The following is an 18,359-nucleotide window of genomic DNA, read 5'->3' as shown; positions in this document are numbered from 1 at the left end:
CTACTCCGCTGGCGCCACGTCCAGCCAGATATGGGTCCACCGGTAGGCGTTGCCCGTCCGTGGCTGCTCGGGCGGGGCACCCCGATAGAGCAGGAACGTCAGCCGGTGGCCCTCGCCGGTCATCGTCGGTCGAACTGTGTGCTCGAACTGGACGCTCTCGTTTTCGTCGACCGTGATCGTCACGGACTCGAAGCGCTCGTGCCTCAGGACGGCGGTCTGATTGCCGTATCGCGTCACGTTCTCCAGGCGCGGGACGACGGTGTAGGTCTGCTGGCCCCCCCCGTGGTTGGTGATCTCCAGCCGGATCGACACCTCCTCGCCAGCGGTCACGGAGTCGGGATAGGACGCGGCGACGGGCTGGCCGTCTTCACTACCGAGGACGGCGAACTCGGTGAATCGTTCGCCCTGCTGGTCGGTGGCCACGACGCCGAAGACGCCGCCAGCGGCCACGAGGACCGCGAGCGCGACCACTCCTGTGACGATCGCCTGTCCGGACAGGAGGTCGCCATCGGCGACGACGTCTCGCCACCGCGTCGTCGGGGCGTATCGCTGATCGGGGGGAAGTCGACGCCGGCGCACTGCGGCGACGGCGGCGGTCACGACGACGAAGCCGGCGATGGTCACAATCGTCGGTCCCTCACGAAGCGACCACGGCGTGAAATCGAGTGCGATCCCCAGAAGCGGCGTGACGACAAGTCCCGCCGCGACCGAGAGCGCGACCCGGTCGAAGGCGTCCAGCTGCTCGACGCGCTCGGCGAGCGTCCCGGGTGACTCGTCGGTTCCGAGTCGGCGACGGGGGAACAACATCGCGATCAGCGCGTAGCCGGGCAGAAACACGGCGATCACCGCCAGCACGAGCCGGATCGCCTCGGGCGCGTCCAGCAGCCACGCCGCGACGACCGACAGCGCCAGCGTAACGACGAGCAGAAGGTCGGCTGGCAGGCTGGCCGTCGAGGAGTCGCCCGTTCCCATTGACTGCCTCTACGATGGCCGGCGCGAAAAGGTGTCGGTCGTCGCTTGCGTCACGCCAGCCGCTGCTCGTAGAGTCCGATCGCCCAGTGATCGCCGAAGAGCGGCTTACCCAGGCCGACGTTCCCGTCGACGGCACAGAGCCAGCGATCCTCGAACAGCCAGGCGTCGACGTGGTGCATCCGCCCCGAGTTCCAGCCGATTCCGCCTGCAGGCCCGACCACTGGGCCGCTTCCGACGCGCTCGTCGCGGTAGGTCGACGGCGACAGCTCGGTGATCTCGTAGGCCCAGACGCGCTCGCCGTAGCGCCGGGCGCAGTCCTGAAAGAGGAGGACGAAGCCGTCTTCGCGAGCGATCGGTCGTCCCGCAGGCCGGACAGCCTCGGGGCGATTCGTCACGACAGGATTGTCCGCGTGGGGCGTCCAGTCGTCCGTTTCGAGCGTGTCGGCGTAGAAGGCGTAGAGCTCGCCACCCTCGCCCGCGAACGCCCACCAGCGTCCTTCGTGTCGGAGGAGGACGCAATCGTGCAACTCCTGCTCGGGTGAGATCGGCGTCGCGACCGGCTCCCACGCCGTCGGAAAGTCGCTGGCCCGATACAGTGTGAAATCCGCGGGGACGCCCGGCCGCTCGGACCACGGGTCCGGGAGCATGTAGCGCTCGCCGTCCCAGGCGAAGACGAAGGGGAACGCCAGGTGGACGCCGGGGTCGAGGACGACGCCCGAGTAGGTCCACGAGCGCCCGCGATCGCTGCTCTGGAGGTGCGCGATGGCTGCGGGCGGGTCGACGGCGGGCCGGTAGACCTCGACGAACAGATGCCAGTCGTCGTCGAGATAGAGGAACGGGTCGGCGACGAACTCGATATCGGTTCCCAGATCACTCGCGGTCAGGATCGGATTCGTGGCGGCGGGCTGGGGGTCGATCGGCGGCGGGGCGGTCGCCGCGCGGGCGTCGCTGGCGGGAATCGGCGCCCCCGTCGGTGGCTGGTACGAACGACTGCTTCCACCTGCGGCCGGCAGGCGATGGTGGACCGCTCGTCCCGCTCGCCAGCGCCAGCCGGTCATGTCTCGCCCGGGTCCGGCGTCCGTCCGGCCAGCCGAACACGGCGTTCCGAGCGGGCGCCGAGCGTTCGATAGGCCCGCCGCGCGGCGCGGTAGACCGCCCAGCGCCCGCGTGCGAGCCCCCGCTCGAACGTCAGTACCGGCAGCACCTCACCGCCGTACTGGGACTTGTAGCGAAAGCCCCCTTCGGTGACGTCGGCGTTTGACTCGCCGAAGTTGTACGTCGAAAAGCCCTGCTCGCGGCCCCACTCCATGGCGGCCTCGTGGAGCCGACTGGATGGGTGGTGGCCGAAGTGCTCCTCGCGCAGTCCCGAGAAGAAGTGATGGAGGTCGTCCTGCTCGTCGTCCCGGAGATAGCAGTGCCAGCCCACGGCCTCGCCGTCGAGGTCTGCCCTGAAGAGGACGATCCGATCGCCGAGCGCTTCGAACAGCGCGTCGAAGAACGCGGGCGCGAAGCGGACGCCGTCGACGCGGTCGATCATCGCCGCGTAGGCGTCGTAGAACGCCTCGCGCTCACCAGAGGTCGGGTCGGGCTGGCTGACGGACATGCCGGCCTCGCGGGCCTTGCGGGCGGTCCGGCGTCGGTCTTTGTCCCAGGACTCGAAAATGGCGTCCAGTGGCTGGGTCAGATCGACGACAAGCTGGCAGGTCGGCACCGACGGGACGTAGCCACGAGCGTCCAGCTGCTCGGAATACTGGCTCACGTCGCCATCGAGCGCCCGGATCCGGTGGTCCCAGACGCCGCCGGTCGCGGCCGCTCGAACGCCCTCCAGCAGCCGGTCGAACACCGCGTCGTAGTCGCCCGTGACGATCGGACCGCCGAAGCCGGGCGACACCGAGACGAGTTCGCGCGGTCTGAGCCCCGCGGGCAGCGAGACCGGGAGGTCGAGCTCGGAGACAAAGTTAGGGCAGATCCCGACGAGAGTCCCGTCCCGCGAGACGGCGACGTGTCTGGGTTCGGCGCCGGTGCCGCGCTCGACCGCGCGGAGCCACTCCGTTCGGGCGAAGACCGTTCCGAGGCGCGAGCGGGCGACGACGTCGTTCCAGGCCGGCGGCAGCGTCGCCGCGCTGGCGTGAACGTCGAGTGAGAGCGTCGAAGACATCTGTTGTCAGCGGTGTTCGATGGACTGGGGGATAAGCGTTCGGCGCGGGGTTCGGGCAGTCGATCTATCCCGGCTACTCGCCCCGAACCAGTGGCTCGTACCACGCGCGATTGTCGCGATACCATGCGATGAACTCCCGGACGCCCTCCTCGATCGTTCGAGAGGGTTCGTAGCCGAGCAGCTCGCTGGCCTTCGAGATGTCGGCGTGGGTGTGCTCGGCGTCGATATCGTAGCCCTCGCTGTAGACGATATCGAGGTCGGGCGCGAGCTCGTCTCGCACCGTTTCGGCCAGTCGCTCGATCGAGATGGTGTCGGTGCTCCCGATGTTCAGGATCTCCCCGTCGGCGGCGTCTTCGTGCAGGAGCGTCCGGTTGGCGTCCAGCACGTCCTCGATGTAGGTGAAGTCCCGCGTCTTCGAGCCGTCGCCGTAGATTTCTGGGGGATCGCCGTTCGTACAGCGGGAGACGAAGTTCGAGATGGCCATGTTCGGGCGCATCCGGGGGCCGTACACGGTAAAATACCGCAGCGAGACGAACGGGACGTCGTAGCGGTCGCCGTAGACGAGGCCGTAGCGCTCGGCGGCGAGTTTCGAGGCACCGTAGGGGCTGACGGGCTCGGTCACGTGCGCCTCGTCGTAGGGGAGATAGCGGGCTTTGCCGTAGACCGAGGAGGAACTGGCGAAGACGATCCGTTCGAGGTCGGTCTCACGCGCCGCGTCGAGGACGTTCAGCGTCCCGTCGACGTTGACGGTGTGGTACTTCCGGGGTTCGATGTTCGCCCGGACGCCCGCCTGGGCGGCCTGGTGGTAGACGTAGTCCACACCGCCGACGAGGTCGGCGACCAGATTCTCGTCGCGGACGTCGCCCTCGACGAGTTCGTAGGTGCCCTCGCTCGCTTCGGTGGCCTCGCGGGCCACCTTGACGTTGTGCTCTTTCAGCCGCCGATCGTAGTAAGGGTCGAAGTTGTCGAGCACGACGACGTCGTGGCCGTCGCGGACGAACCGCTCGGCGAGGTGGCCGCCGATGAAGCCCGCACCGCCGGTGACGAGAATATCCATACCTGTGGGGAGACGCCACCGGTACAAAAAACTGCCAATCCCCGTCGTCACTTGCTCGGAGTGGGGCCCGCCCGACGGAGCAGCCGCCGAACAGACCCGATTCCGGGACGACCGTCGGCCAGCCAGAGCGCGACGACGAACGCGCCCAGTGCCAGTTCCGCGAGGAACAGCGGGGTCAGCGTGATCGACGAGAGGTGCCACAGGACGCTGGGCTGGGCGTCGTAGAGCACGGTCGGCGTCAGCGGCCACAGGAGGATGTTCAGTTCGTAGTAGTTGCCCCACGCGACGGCCAGATACAGGTCGCCAGCGAGGTGACTCGCGTAGCCGACGGCGAAGGCGACGACCCAGGAGCGTCGGCCACGTCGGTGGGCGACCCAGCCGAGGACGAGCACGAGCGGGACCGCGAACACCAGCGAGTGTCCGAGCGTTCGCCCGCCCGGAAGGATCGGGACCCACCACGCCAGCGGCTTGTCGATTAGATCCGGAAGCTGGGTCCCGAGCGCGAGTGCGAGGGTTTGCTGGTCCGTAGGGGGTGCTCGTCGGCCCGCTCGGCGACCGAGCGAGTACAGCACGTATCCCAAAGCGAGGTGTCCCCAGGGCCACATAGCCTCTCGGAGGCGTCCAGCGAGGATAAGCGTCGTGACCGCTGGGGCCTGCCATTATATGCGCTGGCGACGAAGGCCCTGTATCGACATGCCGACGACGTCTGTGACGACACGAGGTCGACCGTGACCGACGACGCACCCGCAGTCAGCGTGATCGTCTGCTCGCTCGCGCCACGCGAGCAGATCGACTGCCTGCGCATTCTGGAAGCCCAGGCGTTCGACGACTACGAGGTGATCCTCCGGGACGACAAGGGGATCTCGGTCGCCCGAAACGCCGGGATCGAGGCCGCTCGCTCGGATCGGCTGGTCTTTCTCGACGACGACGCGATCCCCCACGCCGACTACCTTCCCGCAATGGTCGACGCCCTGGAGGCCAACCCCATCGTCGCCGGGCGCGTCATCCACCCCGGGGACGGCGTCATCTCGCGGTTCGTCGGGAGCTACGATCAGGGCGACCGCCGCCACTACGTCCGGGCCGTCCCGGCGTCGTTCCGCCGCGGGTCGACCGGCCTGACGGGCTGTAACATGGCCTTCCGTCGCGAAGTGTTCGAGACCGTCGGCGGCTTCGACGAGCAGTTCCTGTGGGGCCACGAGGAGACCGACCTCGCGCGCCGTGCGCTGGAGGCGGGCTATCGCGTCCTCTACGAGCCGGACGCGACCGTCACGCACTGGTACGCCACCTCGCTGCGGGACTACTGGCGGAAGATGGCTCGGTTCGGCCCCGCGGACCTGCAGTACGACCGCAAGTGGGACACCCCGTTTTCGGAGCGCGTCGTCGAGACGCTGCTTCCCGTGCGGCTGGGGCCGACGCCCGCTGCCGCCGCAGTCGCGACCGTCGGCAACGTCTACCGGAGTCTCGCGTACCTGCGGACGTGGCTCGCCGAGTAGCGGGGATCGGTGGTCGTGGTAACGCGACCCTCAGAAGCCTTACATACCCCTCGCCCTTCCAAACAAAGGCAATGGCAAACGGAACGGTTGATTTCTTCAACGACACAGGCGGTTACGGTTTCATCGAGACTGAGGACGCGGACGAGGACGTTTTCTTCCACATGGAAGACGTTGGCGGACCGGACCTCGAGGAAGGACAGGACATCGAATTCGACATCGAGCAGGCCCCCAAGGGTCCGCGCGCGACCAACGTCGTTCGAAACTAATCTCTTCTCGCTTCACGGCAGACGAGACCACACTTTTCACGTATTTCAGCCCGGTAGCGGTGCTACTGCTCGTCGAGTAGTTCCTCGTACGTCTCCCTGATTCGCTCGTAGACGACCTCCCAGGCGTACTCCTGGCGGACGAGATCGCGGTTGCGTTCGCCCATCGCCTGGCGTTCGTCCTCGTCTGCGAGAATCTCCAGAATCGCAGCAGCCACTTCGCGCGGGTCGGGATGCATCTCGACGACGCGGCCGTGTTCGGGCCCGGAGACGACGTCAGCGTTGGCCCCGGCTGGCGTCGTGACTACGGGCAGGCGGGCGTTCATGGCCTCCAGCAGGACGGTCGAAAGTCCCTCGGAGGTGCCCAGGGCGACGAAGCAGTCCGCGGCGTGGTAGGCGGCCTTGAGGTCGCCGAACGAGAGGTTCGAGAGGAAGCGAGTGCGCTCGTCGGCGCGCCCGAGGAGCGAGCCGGCGTACTCGTCGTCGCCCTTGCCGATCACCAGTACCTGCACGTCTTCCTCAAGGTGGTCTCGAACGGCGTCGAGCAGGATCTCGGGCTGTTTGGCAGGGATGAGCCGGCTGACGAACAGGATCGTCGGGCGGTCGGGATCGAGTCCGTACTGCTCGCGGAACTCGTCGACACGCTCGTCGGGCACGTCGTAGGCGTCGGGATCGATCCCGTTGGGGACGACGACGACCTGCTCGTCGGAGACGTCGAAGCGGTCGGTCAGCCGGCGACGTTCTGCGGGCCCGAGGACGAAGATCCGGTCGACCTTGTCGAGGATGAACTGGGCGATCGGTTTGTAGGCCGTATCGAGGACCCGGGACAGGAGCGAGGTGTGTGGGACGTGGACGCCGTGGATGGTCATCGTGATCGCGGCGTCGTCGGGCAGCGCGAGGACGGCTTCGAGACTCGGGAAGAACCAGGGGCTGTGGAGGTGATAGACGTCGCTCTTGTCCCGCTTCAGATGGCGATAGAGCTCGATCGAGAAGGGATTGCGCACGATGGAGAACGTCGTCTCGCAGTAGGTCACGCCCGGCCAGTCGGCGGGGTCGTCGGCCGGCGAGAGGCTCTGGTCGGTCGTGACCGTGCGCGCGGTGTGGCCGTCGGCTTCCAGCGCGGCGTTGAGGCGGGCGACGTAGTTCTCGATCCCGCCGAAAGAGGGGTGATAGAGGTGCGTGATCTGCGTGACGTCCATAGCGAGACGTCGACTGGCCACCTAATGACAGTTCCCCCCGCGGCGCGACCGTGAACAGCGATGAGAAGCGTCGCGGCCCACCGACGAACCGACCGGCACCTATTTTCAGTCGGGCCGTCTCTGTGGCGGTAATGAAACCGGGGCGCGAAGACAGGGTGGATCTGTGGCTGTTCGTCACTGCGCTGTCGGTCGGTGGGGCCGAGCGCACGCTCGTCGACCTCGCCAACGGTCTTGACCACGACCGTTACGACGTCACCGTCTGGACTATCTTCGAGCAGAACCCCCTCGCCGACCGCCTCGACGACCGAGTGACCCTTCGCACGCTCGGCGTCGAGGGCGTCACCTCCGAGACCCACGCCTTCGCGGTCGAAGGGGCCGCGAACCCCCGCGAGTACGTCACCGCGCCCCTCAGATTCCTCCGGATCGTCCGGCGCGAGCGACCCGATATCATCCAGTCGTTTCTGACCTACGACAACCTCATCGCCCGGGCGGCGGGCGTCGTCGCACCCGACACGAAGGTCATCACTGGCGTTCGGCTCGTCCCGACGGGCGAGCACGACCTGGCCCAGCGGCTGGATAACCTCACTACCAGATTCGCGGATCACGTCGTCTCGAACTCCCAGTCAGGCAAGCGGTTCGTCCAGCGCTACTGGACGCCCGAGGATCGAGTCAGCGTCGTCAACAACGGCCGTGATCTCTCGCGGTTCGGCCACGACCCGCCCGCAGGATCTCGTGCGTCGCTCGGCATTCCCGAGGACGCGCCGGTCGTCGGCACAGTCGGCCGACTCATCGACCGGAAGGGCCACGACGAACTGCTCGACGCCTGGACTACGGTTCGGGAGGACGTGCCCGACGCACACCTGCTGATCGTCGGTGACGGACCCGAGCGGTCGGCGCTGGAAGCGCAAGCGGCACAGCTGGACATCGAGACGTCGGTCCACTTCGCGGGGATTCGTGACGACGTCCCGGACTGTCTGGCCGCGATGGACGTCTTCGTCTTCCCCTCGCACTACGAGGGGTTGCCGGGCGCGCTGCTGGAGGCGATGGCGGCGGGCCTGCCCTGCGTGGCGACGCCCGTCGACGGTAACAGCGAACTACTGGAGGCCTACGAGTCGGGGCTGTTCTTCGATCCCGGCGACAGCGAGGCGATGGCCAGCGCCCTGCGACTGGTGGTGACCCACCCAGACCTCGCGAACGACCTCGGCGCGGCGGCCCACGAGCGCGCCCGGGAGGGGTTCGACGTGACCTCGATGGTCGCGGGCTTCGAGGCGGTGTACGACCGCGTCCTCGAGGTCGGCGAGCGGACGGCGAGGGACGTCGACGAGGACGGGTCCCAGCCGGACGAACTAAGTCGGGACCGGGAGAACGGCCGGTAATGTGTGGAATCGGCGGGAAGCTGGACTTCGAGACCGACCCGCCCGCCGAACTTGGGGAATCGATGGCCGCCTGCATGCCCCAGCGCGGGCCCGACCAACAGGGCGTCTACGCCGACGGCCCCGTCTGTCTGGCCTTCCGACGGCTCGCCATTCTGGACCTCACGGACGCCGGCGCGCAACCGATGCACGCCGACGACGGCAGCGCAACCATCGTCTTCAACGGCGAAGTCTACAACTATCAGGAGATCCGCGAGGACCTCGACGGCTACAGTTTCGACTCCGGGACCGACACCGAGGTCGTCCTCGCAGCCTATCAGGAGTACGGCGTCGACTGCCTCGAACGCTTCCGCGGGATGTTCGCCGTTGCCATCTGGGATCACGAGCGCGAGCGGCTGTTCGTCGCCCGAGACCGACTCGGCCAGAAACCGCTGTTCTACCGCTACGACGACGGGACCCTGTGGTTCGGCTCGACGATTCAAACCCTTTTGAGCGACAGCGCCGTCGAGGCCGAACCGGACCTGCCCGCGATCCGGGAGTTCCTGACCTACGGCTACGTCCCCGCGCCCGCGACCGGCTTCGAGGGAATCGCGACGCTCGAACCGGGCCACTACATGCTCGTCGACGAGGACGGCCTCGAAACCGAGCGCTACTGGTCGCTCTCCTACGCCGACCAGCTCGACGACGCCTCGCCCGCATCGCTTGCTCGCCGCCTCCGGGACGAACTCCGGGAGTCGACCCGCCTGCGAATGCGCTCTGACGTCCCCGTCGGCCTGTTTCTCTCTGGTGGGATCGACTCGACCATCGTGGCTGCGCTGATGGACAGTCTCACGGATCGGTCCGTCGAGACCTACTCCATCGGCTTCGACGAGACCGCGTTCGACGAACTCGAACACGCCCGCGTCGTCGCCGAGGCCTACGACACTAACCACCACGAGTTCACCGTTACGACCGACTCCGCGACCGTGCTGCCCGAACTGGTCGAGGAGTTCGAATTACCGTTTGGCGATCCCTCGGCGCTGCCAACCTACTACGTCGCGCAGGTCGCCAGCGACGACATCACCGTGGCGCTCAACGGCGACGCCGGCGATGAGAACTTCGCGGGCTACGACCGCTATCGCTACGACCGGCTTGCCGGGCTGGCCAGCAGAGCGCCGGGCCGGCTCCGGGAGTACGCCCGTGACCTCGCGGCCGACTTGCCGACGGGGCTCCAGCGACAGACCCCGGTCCAGCACGGCCGGCGCTTCCTCCGGGCGGCCGCGGGAGACGAGGTCGAACGCTACGCCGAGTTCATCTGCCACGCACTCGAAGACGACCTCCGGGAAGTCTGGCAGGGACCTGAACACGAGGACGACCTCGCGCGGATGCGTGCGGCGTTCGACCGCGCGGACGGCCCGACCCGGCTCGACCGACTTCTCTCGGTCGACATCGAGACCTACCTCCCGGACGACCTGCTCGTGAAGGCCGACCGGGCGACGATGGCCCACTCCGTCGAGGGTCGCTCACCCTTCTTGGATCACAAACTGGTCGAGTTCGCGGCCAGCGTGCCGGCGGAGTACAAACGCCGCGACGGCGAGGGCAAGTGGCTCCTGAAACGCGCCTTCGAGGCCGAGATTCCCGAGGAGGTACGCAACAAACCAAAGCAGGGCTTCGGCGTCCCGATCACCGAGTGGTTCCGCGGCGAGCTACGGGGATTCGCCCGCGAGCACCTCGAACGACTGGGTCAGCGCGAGCCCTTCGACCGGGACGCCCTGCAGGGGCTGCTCGACGAACACGTCGCCGGGCGGGCCGACCACGGGTTCCGACTGTGGGATCTGGTCTGGCTCGAGTTGTGGTACCAGCGGTTCATCGATGACTGATCACTCGTGATACGAAACCGCTTGCGTGCTGCGATGCGCGCTGTGATTCCGACGGGCGACCTCGCGACCCGGACCGCCCGGTCGGGCGTCTGGCTCTCGGTCACGAACATCAGTCAGCGCGTCCTCGAACTGGTCGCGCTGCTGGTGCTCGCGCGGCTGCTCAGCCCCGCGGCCTTCGGGCTGATCGGCGTCGCCTTGCTCATCCTCACGGGCCTGGAGCGGTTCTCCCAGCTCGGGTTCACGAGCGCGCTCATCCAGAACCGCGAGGACGACGTCGACCGCTATCTCGACACTGCCTGGACGCTACAGATCGCCCGTGGCTTCCTGCTGGCTGCCGTCCTGTTCGTGGTCGCTGGCCCGGCCGCACAGTTCTTCGGTGCGCCCGAGGTCGAGCCGATCATCCAGGTAATCGCCGTCGTCCCGATCCTCCAGGGTCTGGAGAATCCCGGCGTCGTCTACTTCCAGAAGGACCTGGAGTTTCACAAGCAGTTCGTTCACCTCTCCAGCACGACGCTCGTCTACGTGGCCGTGACGATCACGCTCGCGTTCGCGTGGGGGAACGTCTGGGCACTGGTCGTCGGCCGCGTCCTCGCGGAGATCTCGAACCTGCTGGTCTCGTTCGTCGTCCACGACTACCGGCCGCGTCCGTCGTTCGACCGCGAGGCCGCCGGCGAGATGTTCGGGTTCGGCAAGTGGATCTTCGCCAGTGGCATCGTCTACTTCCTGGCCGACGAGGGCGACGACTTCGTCGTCGGGGCGCTGCTGGGGACCACCGCGCTGGGGTTCTATCGCCTCTCCTATCGGCTCGCACTCACACCTGCGACTGAAGTCACAGGAGTTATCGGGACGGTGATGTTCCCGGCGTACTCGAAACTGCAGGACGACGTGGCGGCCGTGCGGGAGGCGTACTTCCGGACGCTGCAGCTCGTGACGGCGTTCACGTTCCCCGCGGGGGTCGGGGTCTTCGTCGTCGCCCCGCCGTTCGTCGAGGCGATCCTCGGCCCCCAGTGGATTCCGATGATCCCCGCACTGCAGATCCTCGCGGTCTACGGATTGCTCCTCTCGATGGCTGGCTCGTTCGGTCCGGTCTGGCTGGCGATGGGGCGGCCGGACTTCGCGGCGAAGATCGGTGCCGTCCGGGTGATCGTGATGGCAGTGCTGATCGTTCCGGCCACCACCGAGTACGGACTGGTCGGGACGGGTGCAGCAGTCGTCGCCGCCTTCGGCCTGGGGGCGCTGCCGCTGGATCTGCTCATCTCGCGGCGGCTGCTAGATATGCGACTCCGACGCTTTTTCAGGGAAGTGAGCTACCCGATCGTCGCCGCCGGGACGATGGGGGCGGTCGTCTGGGCCGTCCGCGAGACGGTCGTCGTCGACTCGCCGCTGGTCGAACTGCTCGGGCTGGTCGCGCTCGGAGGGATCGTCTATCTGCTCGTCGCCGCGGTGCTCGTCCGCGTTGCCGGCTGGGAGATCGAACAGAACGTCAGGTCGGTCGGCTCGGCACTGGGTGGTTAGCCCTCTCGATCGGGTTTCAGCACCTCGACTTCCGGCGGGCGCGTCGTCTCTCCGACCGGGTACTCCTCCGCCTCGTGCTCTTGGAAGATCTCGCAGTGATCTCGGTGGTCGAACGCGAACCGATCGTTGCAGACGTCGGCCTGCATCGGCGTGCAGAACGCCTCCATGACGGCACAGTAGGCGCGCTCGTGATCGAAGGATTTGCCCCCGGCCTCCGTGCGGTAGGACAGGTGTGGGCAGGTCATACCACAACGTCGTGCGCCAGACGTATCAACGTACCTCAGCTGATCCCGGAAGGCCCAGGAGGCGTCACCAGATGTCTCGTCACTCAGCGGGCGAGACCCAGCAGTTCGCGAGCCTCGTCGGGCGTCGCCAGCTCACACCCCAGCGACTCGATGATCTCGGCTGTGCGCTCGACCAGCTGAGCGTTGCCCCGGGCCTGCTCGCCCCGCCGGAAGTAGAGGTTGTCCTCCATGCCGACCCGGACGTGCCCGCCGAGCAGCACGCTCTGGGTCGTCAGGGGCAACTGGTGTGGCCCCGTCGCCAGCACGTTGAAGATCGTCCCTTCCGGGAGGTTCCGGACCGCGTTCATCACGTTCTCCGGCGAAGGGGGCGCAAAGGTCCCGCGGCCGAAGATGAGGTTGACGTAATAGGGCTCTTCGAGAATGTCCTTCTCGATGAGGCCGTGGAGCTCGTTGAGGTGGCCGTTGTTGAACACCTCGATCTCGGGTTTGATGTCGTGTGCGACCATCTCCCGGGCGAGGCGTTCGACGTTGTGGCGGGTGTGGGTCGTCGTCAGGTGCTGGCCGCGGTTGAACGGCCCCATGTCGAGGCTGGCCATCTCCGGCCGGGGGTCGGTCCGGATCCCCTTGACCCGTTCCTCGTAGGGCGCCTGCCCGCCGGTCGTGTTCTGGACGATGATGTTCTCACAGCGCTCGCGGATCGCGTCGTCGACCTGCTGGAGGTGCGCGGCGCTGTTCTCGCCGTGCTCGTCCCGGCCGTGGACGTGGACGATCGCCGCCCCCAGCTGTTCACAGCGGCGCGCCTCCGAGGCGATTTCCTCGGGCTGCTCCGGGACGTTCGGGTTGGTCTCTTTCCCGTGGACCCCGCCGGTCGTCGCCACGGTGAGGATGACCTTCTTCCCCGCGAGGTAGTCCTTGTAGGCCATTGGCCGGTCAACGGAGGCGAGATACAAAACAGTAGTCCCACGCGAGCAGGTCGGGTGCTCGTCGCCGACCTCGATTCCTGTCAGGCAATCGTCCAGAGGGTCGACTCGGCGCTCTGGATCGGCCGCCCGTCGAGTTTCCAGGACTCCTCGGGGATCGGCCGCAACCCGAAGGTCAGGCCCGCGCGATCGGCCAGTGTCGACATCGGGAAGCGGTCGTCGGGGACGAATCCGTACGCCTGCAACACCGACTCGGGGACGACGTCCAGTTGCGTCCGGAGCAGATCGACGTCCCCATAGTCGCCCAGCAGGACCTCGAACGCGGCCGCAAACGCCGCGGCGTGCTCCGGCGTACTGGCGGCGGGCACGGCGTGGCGGATCCGCACCATCGTCGTGTCGTTGCGCTCGTCGTAGTCGCGGCCGAGGACCACGCCCGCCATCGGATGGCCGTCCCACCGGACGACGTAAGTTGCCTCGGGCTGGTTGTCTGGCTCGGCGAAGTACCAGTCGTGAAATGCCTCGTCGAACACGACGTGGGCGGTGTCGGGTCGGTTCGACTCGGCGATCCCCGCGAGCGTCGCTACGGGGACCGACTCGTGGCGTTCGACGTCGAACTGTTCCGTCTCGAAGGGGGTGCGACGGTCACGCGACCGGAGATAGGCCCTGTTGAGCGCGTTCGCGACGCCACTGCCGACTCGACCTGGGAGACCACCGATCTGGTCGCGGACGTACGACCCGGCACGCTGGACGCGCGTGTGTCGCACCATCTCGCCGAAGTACCTGACGCCCATCTTCCGGTGGCCCGGCTTGGAATTCTCGTTGGAGTGGGTGAAGACGAACGCCGGGCGTTCGCCCTCGGGTCGATCCGTGAAGTCCTCGATCGCCGCTTCGTTGAGCCGCGTGAACAACCCCTTTCGCTGGTGCTCGGGCAGGGTCATCGAGTCGACGCCGTGGAAGGCCAGTCGTTCGACGTCACCCGACCGGACGGTGATCGCCTTGTAGGGTCGGGTGGCGACGATCTCGCCCTCGTGTTCGGCGACGTAGCCCGGGATCTCCTCGACGTAGGGATTGTCGAGGTAGCGCCACTCGAACCACTCGCTCGTCTTTGCGGCCGACCAGGTCCGGTTGAAGATCTCGATGAACTCGTCCCCGTCGTCCGGCTCTATCGGTCGGATCGTATATTCGGAGTCTGTCATGTAGAACGATTTTCCAGTCGGATGGGACAACTAACGACTCCCTGTCCCATAGCTGTGTGGTCGAGATCAGCATTCGAGATCACTTATCGAGCGACCAGAGTGCAGGGCCGCTGCCCTCCAAGTTCGACCTCGAATAGCGACTCTCGGGCAGGTCGAAGGCGACGAGGTGGAGGTCCGAACCAGTGGCCCACGAGAGCGGGCGACGCTGATCGGAGAGGAATCCACGCTCGCGGAGCAGGCGCTCCGGGTAGACGGGGTTCCACGCCCGGAGGAACGCCGCGTCGGGGCTGTCGGCGGCGACGCGATTCAGGATCGCAGCAACACCCTCGTCACGGTCGTCGCTCCGACCGAATGGAACGGTGTGGATCAGTGAGACCGTCTCCGCGCCAGTCGATGCTTCGGTGGTCGTCCGGGTGATCGTCGCGGCGACCGGTCGCTCGTCGCGACTGGCGACGTAGGTCCCGTCGGGTCGCCAGCGCGGTCCGTCGAAACGCCAGCGATAGAACGGCTCGTCGGCCAGCGGCGAGACGCCAGTAGGTCGTGCGGCGTCCGCGAGCGTCGCCAGCGTCTCGGCAGGGACGTCCTCGTGACGTCGAACCGTGACGCCGGCCGACGGTGTCGGATCGTGACGCCGGAGCCAGCGGCGCGCGCCGGCGTCGACGACGGGTCCCAGGACGCGTGCAACTGTCGACCCGAACTGATCCCGAACGTAGTACCGGGGTCGTCGAACCTGGTAGAACGAGCGACGGGGCTCGACGTCGACCGCGCCGAGTTTCCGCATCCCCGGGTGTGAGGAGGGGTTGGCGTACCCGAAGAAGAAGTCCGGACACTCCGCGTCGGGGACGCCTTTTCCCCTGCGGTAGCGACCCGTCCCGTCGCGGTACAGCGACGTGAAGATCCCTCGCCTGCGGTGTGACTCCGCGACGACGAGGTCGCTCCCGAGGACGCCCAGGCCGCCCTCGCCGTCGCCCCACATCTGATAGGCGGCCAACCCCAGCGCACCGACGATCTCGCCCTCGTGCTCGGCGACGAACACCGGGACGTGCTCGACGGCGGGCGTCTCGACGTACTTCCAGCGGAACCACGCCAGCGTCCGCCCGCCGTCCCAGACCGCGTTGTGGAGGTCGACGATCGCCTCCTCGTCCCCGGGTTCGTACGGACGGTAGGTGTAGCCGCCGGCGTCCGTTCCGATCGGCTCGATATCCATGCGTGAGTTGCCAGATGGAGACGGCCAGCGGCCATTAAACTGCCTCCTGTGACCGTGACCTTCAACACCGCTTCGCACCTCGGTGAGAGGAATGACACTCGGATCCGTTGTCGGGAATGCACTCCGGCAGAATCTCGCCGCACCGCTGTATCACGCCGCCCGCGAACAGGTGGCGATGGCCCGGTACGCCCGCAGGGCGAACTCGCCAGCCCTGTCGCTCGGCCGTCGCGCGTGGCTCTGGCGGCGCGGATTCGTGCCCTCTGCAGACGGGCTCTACGACTTCGAGACCCACAGCGTGGACGCCTATCTCTCGACGCGCCAGCACGTTCGGACCAGGGAGATCAACGGCCACTGGCGCCACCTCGTCGAGAACAAGCTTGCTGGCCACTGGCTGCTGTCTCCCTTCGAGGCCGAACGCCAGCCCGTCCACGGCGTCGTGATCGACGGCCGCGCGTTCCCGGCCGATCGCGTCGCAACCGAAGACGGCGTCGAGATGACCACCCCCCGGGTCGCCAACGCGACCCCGGCCACCGAGTTCGTCGCCGACCGGATCGACGAGGAAGGCGAGATCGTCCTCAAGCCCGTCTTCGGCGGGCGTGGCGAGGGAATCGACTTCGCGAGCCGCGAGGACGACAGCTACCGGTTGAACGACGAACTCGTGACCGACCGGGAATTCCGCCGGCGGATGAGCGACCTCGACGGCTATCTCGTCGCCGGGTTCGTCGAGCAGGCCAAGTACGCCGACGCCCTCTATCCCGACGCGACGAACACGGTCAGAGTTCTGACCGTGCATGAGGACGGCGAGGCGTTCGTCGCCGCGTCCATCCACCGCATCGGGACTGCCGAATCGGCACCGGCGGACAACTGTTCGCAGGGCGGACTCACCGCTGCGATCGACCTGGAGACCGGCCGGCTGAGCGAGGCGACGACCATCGACCCGACCGAGCGTCCGTGGTTCGCAAGTCATCCCGAGAGCGACGCGCGGATCGAGGGGACGACTGTTCCGGGATGGGACCGCATCCGCAAGCGCGTCACGGCCATCGCGGCCGACCTGCCCTATCTCCCATATCTCGGCTGGGATCTCGTCGTCACCGGCGAGGAAACGTTTCGGGTGCTCGAACTGAACAACCTCGTCGGCGTCGAGAGCCTGCAGGTCCACGGCCCGCTACTCGCCGACGCCCGGGTCCGGCGGTTCTACGAACGCCACGGCGTCTGCTGATCGAGACGAACGCAGAGATCACTCGCGTCCGTCGTACGGTAGCGACAGCACGCCGTCTTTCGGTGGATCGGTCACGGTCCCGTCCAGAAACGAGGCTCGGTCGACGGCGTCCAGCGTCTGCAGGGTGTGGACGTCCTCGCGCCCGCTGTAGAGTCTGGCGAACAGGTCCGGCGGGATCATGCCGTACCACGCCAGCGGGTGGTCGCCGTAGGTCGATCGTCGGCGCTGGAGCCACCAGTAGACGGGTGCGATCAGGGGGGCGATCGGACTGTCCGCCAGGGTCTCGGCGACGCTGTCGAACGCCCGGCCGGCGAGCGACGGTGCGGCCGTCCCGGCGACGGTCCCGGCCGCCGCTGCAGGTGAGACGCCGGCGACGTCGGTGAACCGCTCGTCGGCGACCGCCGTGTACAACTGCTTGCCGCGGCGATCGGAAAAGGAGGTCGCCTCCCAGGCCGCGACCAGCTCGCGATCCCACAGCGGGTACCACCACGAGAGTCCGTGAAAGTCGTACTGGCGGGCCTCTGCGATGAAGTACTTGACGTGGCGGTCGGCCATCTTCCAGCGCTCGAACTGGCTGAATCCTGACTCCAGGGACGTCACCTCGGCGCTGACGCTGTCGGCGATCCGTTCGCGCACGGCCCGATCGAACGCCGGGTTGTCCCACTGCCAGCGCGCCCAGTAGTCGACGATTGCGTCGCGGAGACTGTCGACTGTCGGCTCCGGCACCGTCAACTGGTCGGGCACGTTCTCGCTCATCCCGACGACGGTCTGGCCCGCGGTACAGACGGCGTCGTCGTCGAGTAGCCCGACTTCCCGGAGGTGGGCGAGCGCCGGCATGAGCCCGTAGTTGGGGATGCTGTCGTCGGTGGTCGTCGCCGCGACGAACGCCTCGCGCTCGGGCGAGCAGTACCACTCGCGCCAGCCCTCCATCGTGTACTCGACGAACGTCCAGGGGATGTCGAGTGCCGCAGCGATCTCTGCTGCGACCGTCACGTCCGCACAGTCGGGCCGACCGAACGAATAGGCGAGCACGTCACAGTCACGGCGGGCGAGTTCCGTCGCGAGCAGCCGCGAGTCTGTCCCGCCCGACAGCGAGAGGGCGACCTGCCGATCTCCGACGAAGTCGACGAAGCGATCGAACGACGTGTCGAGGGCCTCGTGCAGGCGCTCGCGAGCCTCGCGGTCACCGACGCCCGTCCCGCCGGTCGGACAGTACTCGAAGTACCGTTCGGTCTCGGCCTCGCCGTCACGTAGTTCGACCGCTTCGCCCGGGCGGACCGTGAACAGGTCGGAAACGAGCGTCCGGTTGTCCAGTACCGTACCACCGGCGAGCAGTTCGCTCTCGGCGAGCGGGTCGTTCGGCGGGTCGCCCAGTCGCTTGCGAATCCCTGCGGCGTCGTCGCCAGCGAGGCCGGCCTCGGGCGCGTACAGAAGCGGGATCGAGCGGACGTGATCGACACCCAGGAACAGTCCATCCTCTCCTTCGAGGGCGACTGCGAAGAAGCCGTCGAGCGCGTCCAGCGCGTCGGCGAACCCCGAAAGCGTCTCCACGTCGGCGAAGTGCGTACACAGCGACTGCTCGGAGAGCAGCGTCTCGCCGTCGAAGGCGAACCCGCAGACGGTGACGCCGTCGAACTCGTTCCACTCGCGGTACGACGTGGAGACGACGTCGATCACGCTTCC

17 protein-coding genes are annotated in these 18,359 nt (G+C 67.3%); 6 read left to right on the top strand and 11 right to left on the bottom strand.

The features are described 5' to 3' along the window. From DV733_RS03510 to DV733_RS03490, 5 genes are all read right to left on the bottom strand, one after another. Positions 1 to 972 carry a DUF1616 domain-containing protein gene (locus tag DV733_RS03510; RefSeq protein WP_049993813.1) on the bottom strand — a complete coding sequence of 324 codons (972 nt, stop codon included), beginning with the start codon at positions 970 to 972 and terminating at the stop codon, positions 1 to 3. Positions 973 to 1,022: 50 nt separating this feature from the next. Beyond that, positions 1,023 to 2,030 carry a glucosamine inositolphosphorylceramide transferase family protein gene (locus DV733_RS03505; RefSeq protein WP_049993812.1) on the bottom strand — a complete coding sequence of 336 codons (1,008 nt, stop codon included), beginning with the start codon at positions 2,028 to 2,030 and terminating at the stop codon, positions 1,023 to 1,025. After that, complete coding sequence (locus DV733_RS03500; protein ID WP_049993811.1) at positions 2,027 to 3,130, bottom strand: GNAT family N-acetyltransferase; 1,104 nt, start codon at positions 3,128 to 3,130, stop codon at positions 2,027 to 2,029. Before DV733_RS03500 ends, DV733_RS03505 begins: the two co-directional genes overlap by 4 nt. Positions 3,131 to 3,203: 73 nt before the next feature. Continuing rightward, positions 3,204 to 4,187 carry an NAD-dependent epimerase/dehydratase family protein gene (locus DV733_RS03495; protein ID WP_049993810.1) on the bottom strand — a complete coding sequence of 328 codons (984 nt, stop codon included), beginning with the start codon at positions 4,185 to 4,187 and terminating at the stop codon, positions 3,204 to 3,206. A gap of 47 nt (positions 4,188 to 4,234) precedes the next feature. Next, a complete protein-coding gene (locus tag DV733_RS03490) occupies positions 4,235 to 4,792 on the bottom strand; it encodes a metal-dependent hydrolase (RefSeq protein WP_049993809.1) in 558 nt (185 codons plus the stop codon). 123 nt (positions 4,793 to 4,915) lie between these two features. On the opposite strand from DV733_RS03490, the gene DV733_RS03485 reads away from it, so the two are divergent. Both DV733_RS03485 and DV733_RS03480 read left to right on the top strand, forming a co-directional pair. After that, positions 4,916 to 5,680: a glycosyltransferase family 2 protein gene (locus DV733_RS03485; RefSeq protein WP_049993808.1), complete on the top strand. Its 765-nt coding sequence runs from the start codon at positions 4,916 to 4,918 to the stop codon at positions 5,678 to 5,680. A 71-nt stretch (positions 5,681 to 5,751) separates the two neighbouring features. Then, entirely contained in the window at positions 5,752 to 5,946 is a 195-nt protein-coding gene (locus tag DV733_RS03480; RefSeq protein WP_049993807.1) for a cold-shock protein, read from the top strand. A 62-nt stretch (positions 5,947 to 6,008) separates the two neighbouring features. Here DV733_RS03480 and DV733_RS03475 read toward each other — a convergent pair whose 3' ends face one another. Then, on the bottom strand, positions 6,009 to 7,142 hold the full coding sequence (locus tag DV733_RS03475; protein ID WP_049993806.1) for a glycosyltransferase family 4 protein: 1,134 nt from the start codon (positions 7,140 to 7,142) through the stop codon (positions 6,009 to 6,011). A 131-nt stretch (positions 7,143 to 7,273) separates the two neighbouring features. Between DV733_RS03475 and DV733_RS03470 the strand changes: the two genes are divergently transcribed. From DV733_RS03470 to DV733_RS03460, 3 genes are read left to right on the top strand one after another with little or no spacing between them, the layout of a single operon-like run. Continuing rightward, positions 7,274 to 8,518, top strand: coding sequence for a glycosyltransferase (locus DV733_RS03470; RefSeq protein ID WP_049993805.1), 1,245 nt, complete (start codon positions 7,274 to 7,276; stop codon positions 8,516 to 8,518). After that, the gene (asnB, locus tag DV733_RS03465; protein ID WP_049993804.1) at positions 8,518 to 10,374 is read left to right on the top strand and encodes an asparagine synthase (glutamine-hydrolyzing); all 1,857 of its coding nucleotides are present in this window, start codon (positions 8,518 to 8,520) and stop codon (positions 10,372 to 10,374) included. The genes DV733_RS03470 and asnB overlap by 1 nt, the downstream gene beginning before the upstream one ends. A 33-nt stretch (positions 10,375 to 10,407) precedes the next feature. Beyond that, positions 10,408 to 11,889, top strand: coding sequence for a lipopolysaccharide biosynthesis protein (locus DV733_RS03460; protein ID WP_049993803.1), 1,482 nt, complete (start codon positions 10,408 to 10,410; stop codon positions 11,887 to 11,889). Here the strand turns inward: DV733_RS03460 and DV733_RS03455 are convergent. From DV733_RS03455 to DV733_RS03440, 4 genes are all read right to left on the bottom strand, one after another. Continuing rightward, positions 11,886 to 12,134, bottom strand: coding sequence for a hypothetical protein (locus tag DV733_RS03455; RefSeq protein ID WP_049993802.1), 249 nt, complete (start codon positions 12,132 to 12,134; stop codon positions 11,886 to 11,888). The genes DV733_RS03460 and DV733_RS03455 overlap by 4 nt on opposite strands. Before the next feature lie 83 nt (positions 12,135 to 12,217). Beyond that, entirely contained in the window at positions 12,218 to 13,057 is an 840-nt protein-coding gene (locus DV733_RS03450) for a BKACE family enzyme (RefSeq protein ID WP_049993801.1), read from the bottom strand. Positions 13,058 to 13,137: 80 nt separating this feature from the next. Further along, entirely contained in the window at positions 13,138 to 14,250 is a 1,113-nt protein-coding gene (locus DV733_RS03445) for a GNAT family N-acetyltransferase (RefSeq protein ID WP_049993800.1), read from the bottom strand. A gap of 79 nt (positions 14,251 to 14,329) precedes the next feature. Beyond that, positions 14,330 to 15,457, bottom strand: coding sequence for a GNAT family N-acetyltransferase (locus DV733_RS03440; RefSeq protein WP_049993799.1), 1,128 nt, complete (start codon positions 15,455 to 15,457; stop codon positions 14,330 to 14,332). Between the two features lie 91 nt (positions 15,458 to 15,548). Between DV733_RS03440 and DV733_RS03435 the strand changes: the two genes are divergently transcribed. Then, a complete protein-coding gene (locus DV733_RS03435; protein WP_049993798.1) occupies positions 15,549 to 16,676 on the top strand; it encodes a sugar-transfer associated ATP-grasp domain-containing protein in 1,128 nt (375 codons plus the stop codon). Between the two features lie 18 nt (positions 16,677 to 16,694). Here DV733_RS03435 and DV733_RS03430 read toward each other — a convergent pair whose 3' ends face one another. Next, positions 16,695 to 18,353: an asparagine synthetase B family protein gene (locus DV733_RS03430; protein ID WP_049993797.1), complete on the bottom strand. Its 1,659-nt coding sequence runs from the start codon at positions 18,351 to 18,353 to the stop codon at positions 16,695 to 16,697. Positions 18,354 to 18,359: the final 6 nt, after the last annotated feature.

The sequence above is a fragment of the Halapricum salinum genome (assembly GCF_004799665.1).
In the GTDB taxonomy this organism is placed as follows: domain Archaea; phylum Halobacteriota; class Halobacteria; order Halobacteriales; family Haloarculaceae; genus Halapricum; species Halapricum salinum.
This window is presented reverse-complemented; position numbering and strand designations above follow the sequence as displayed.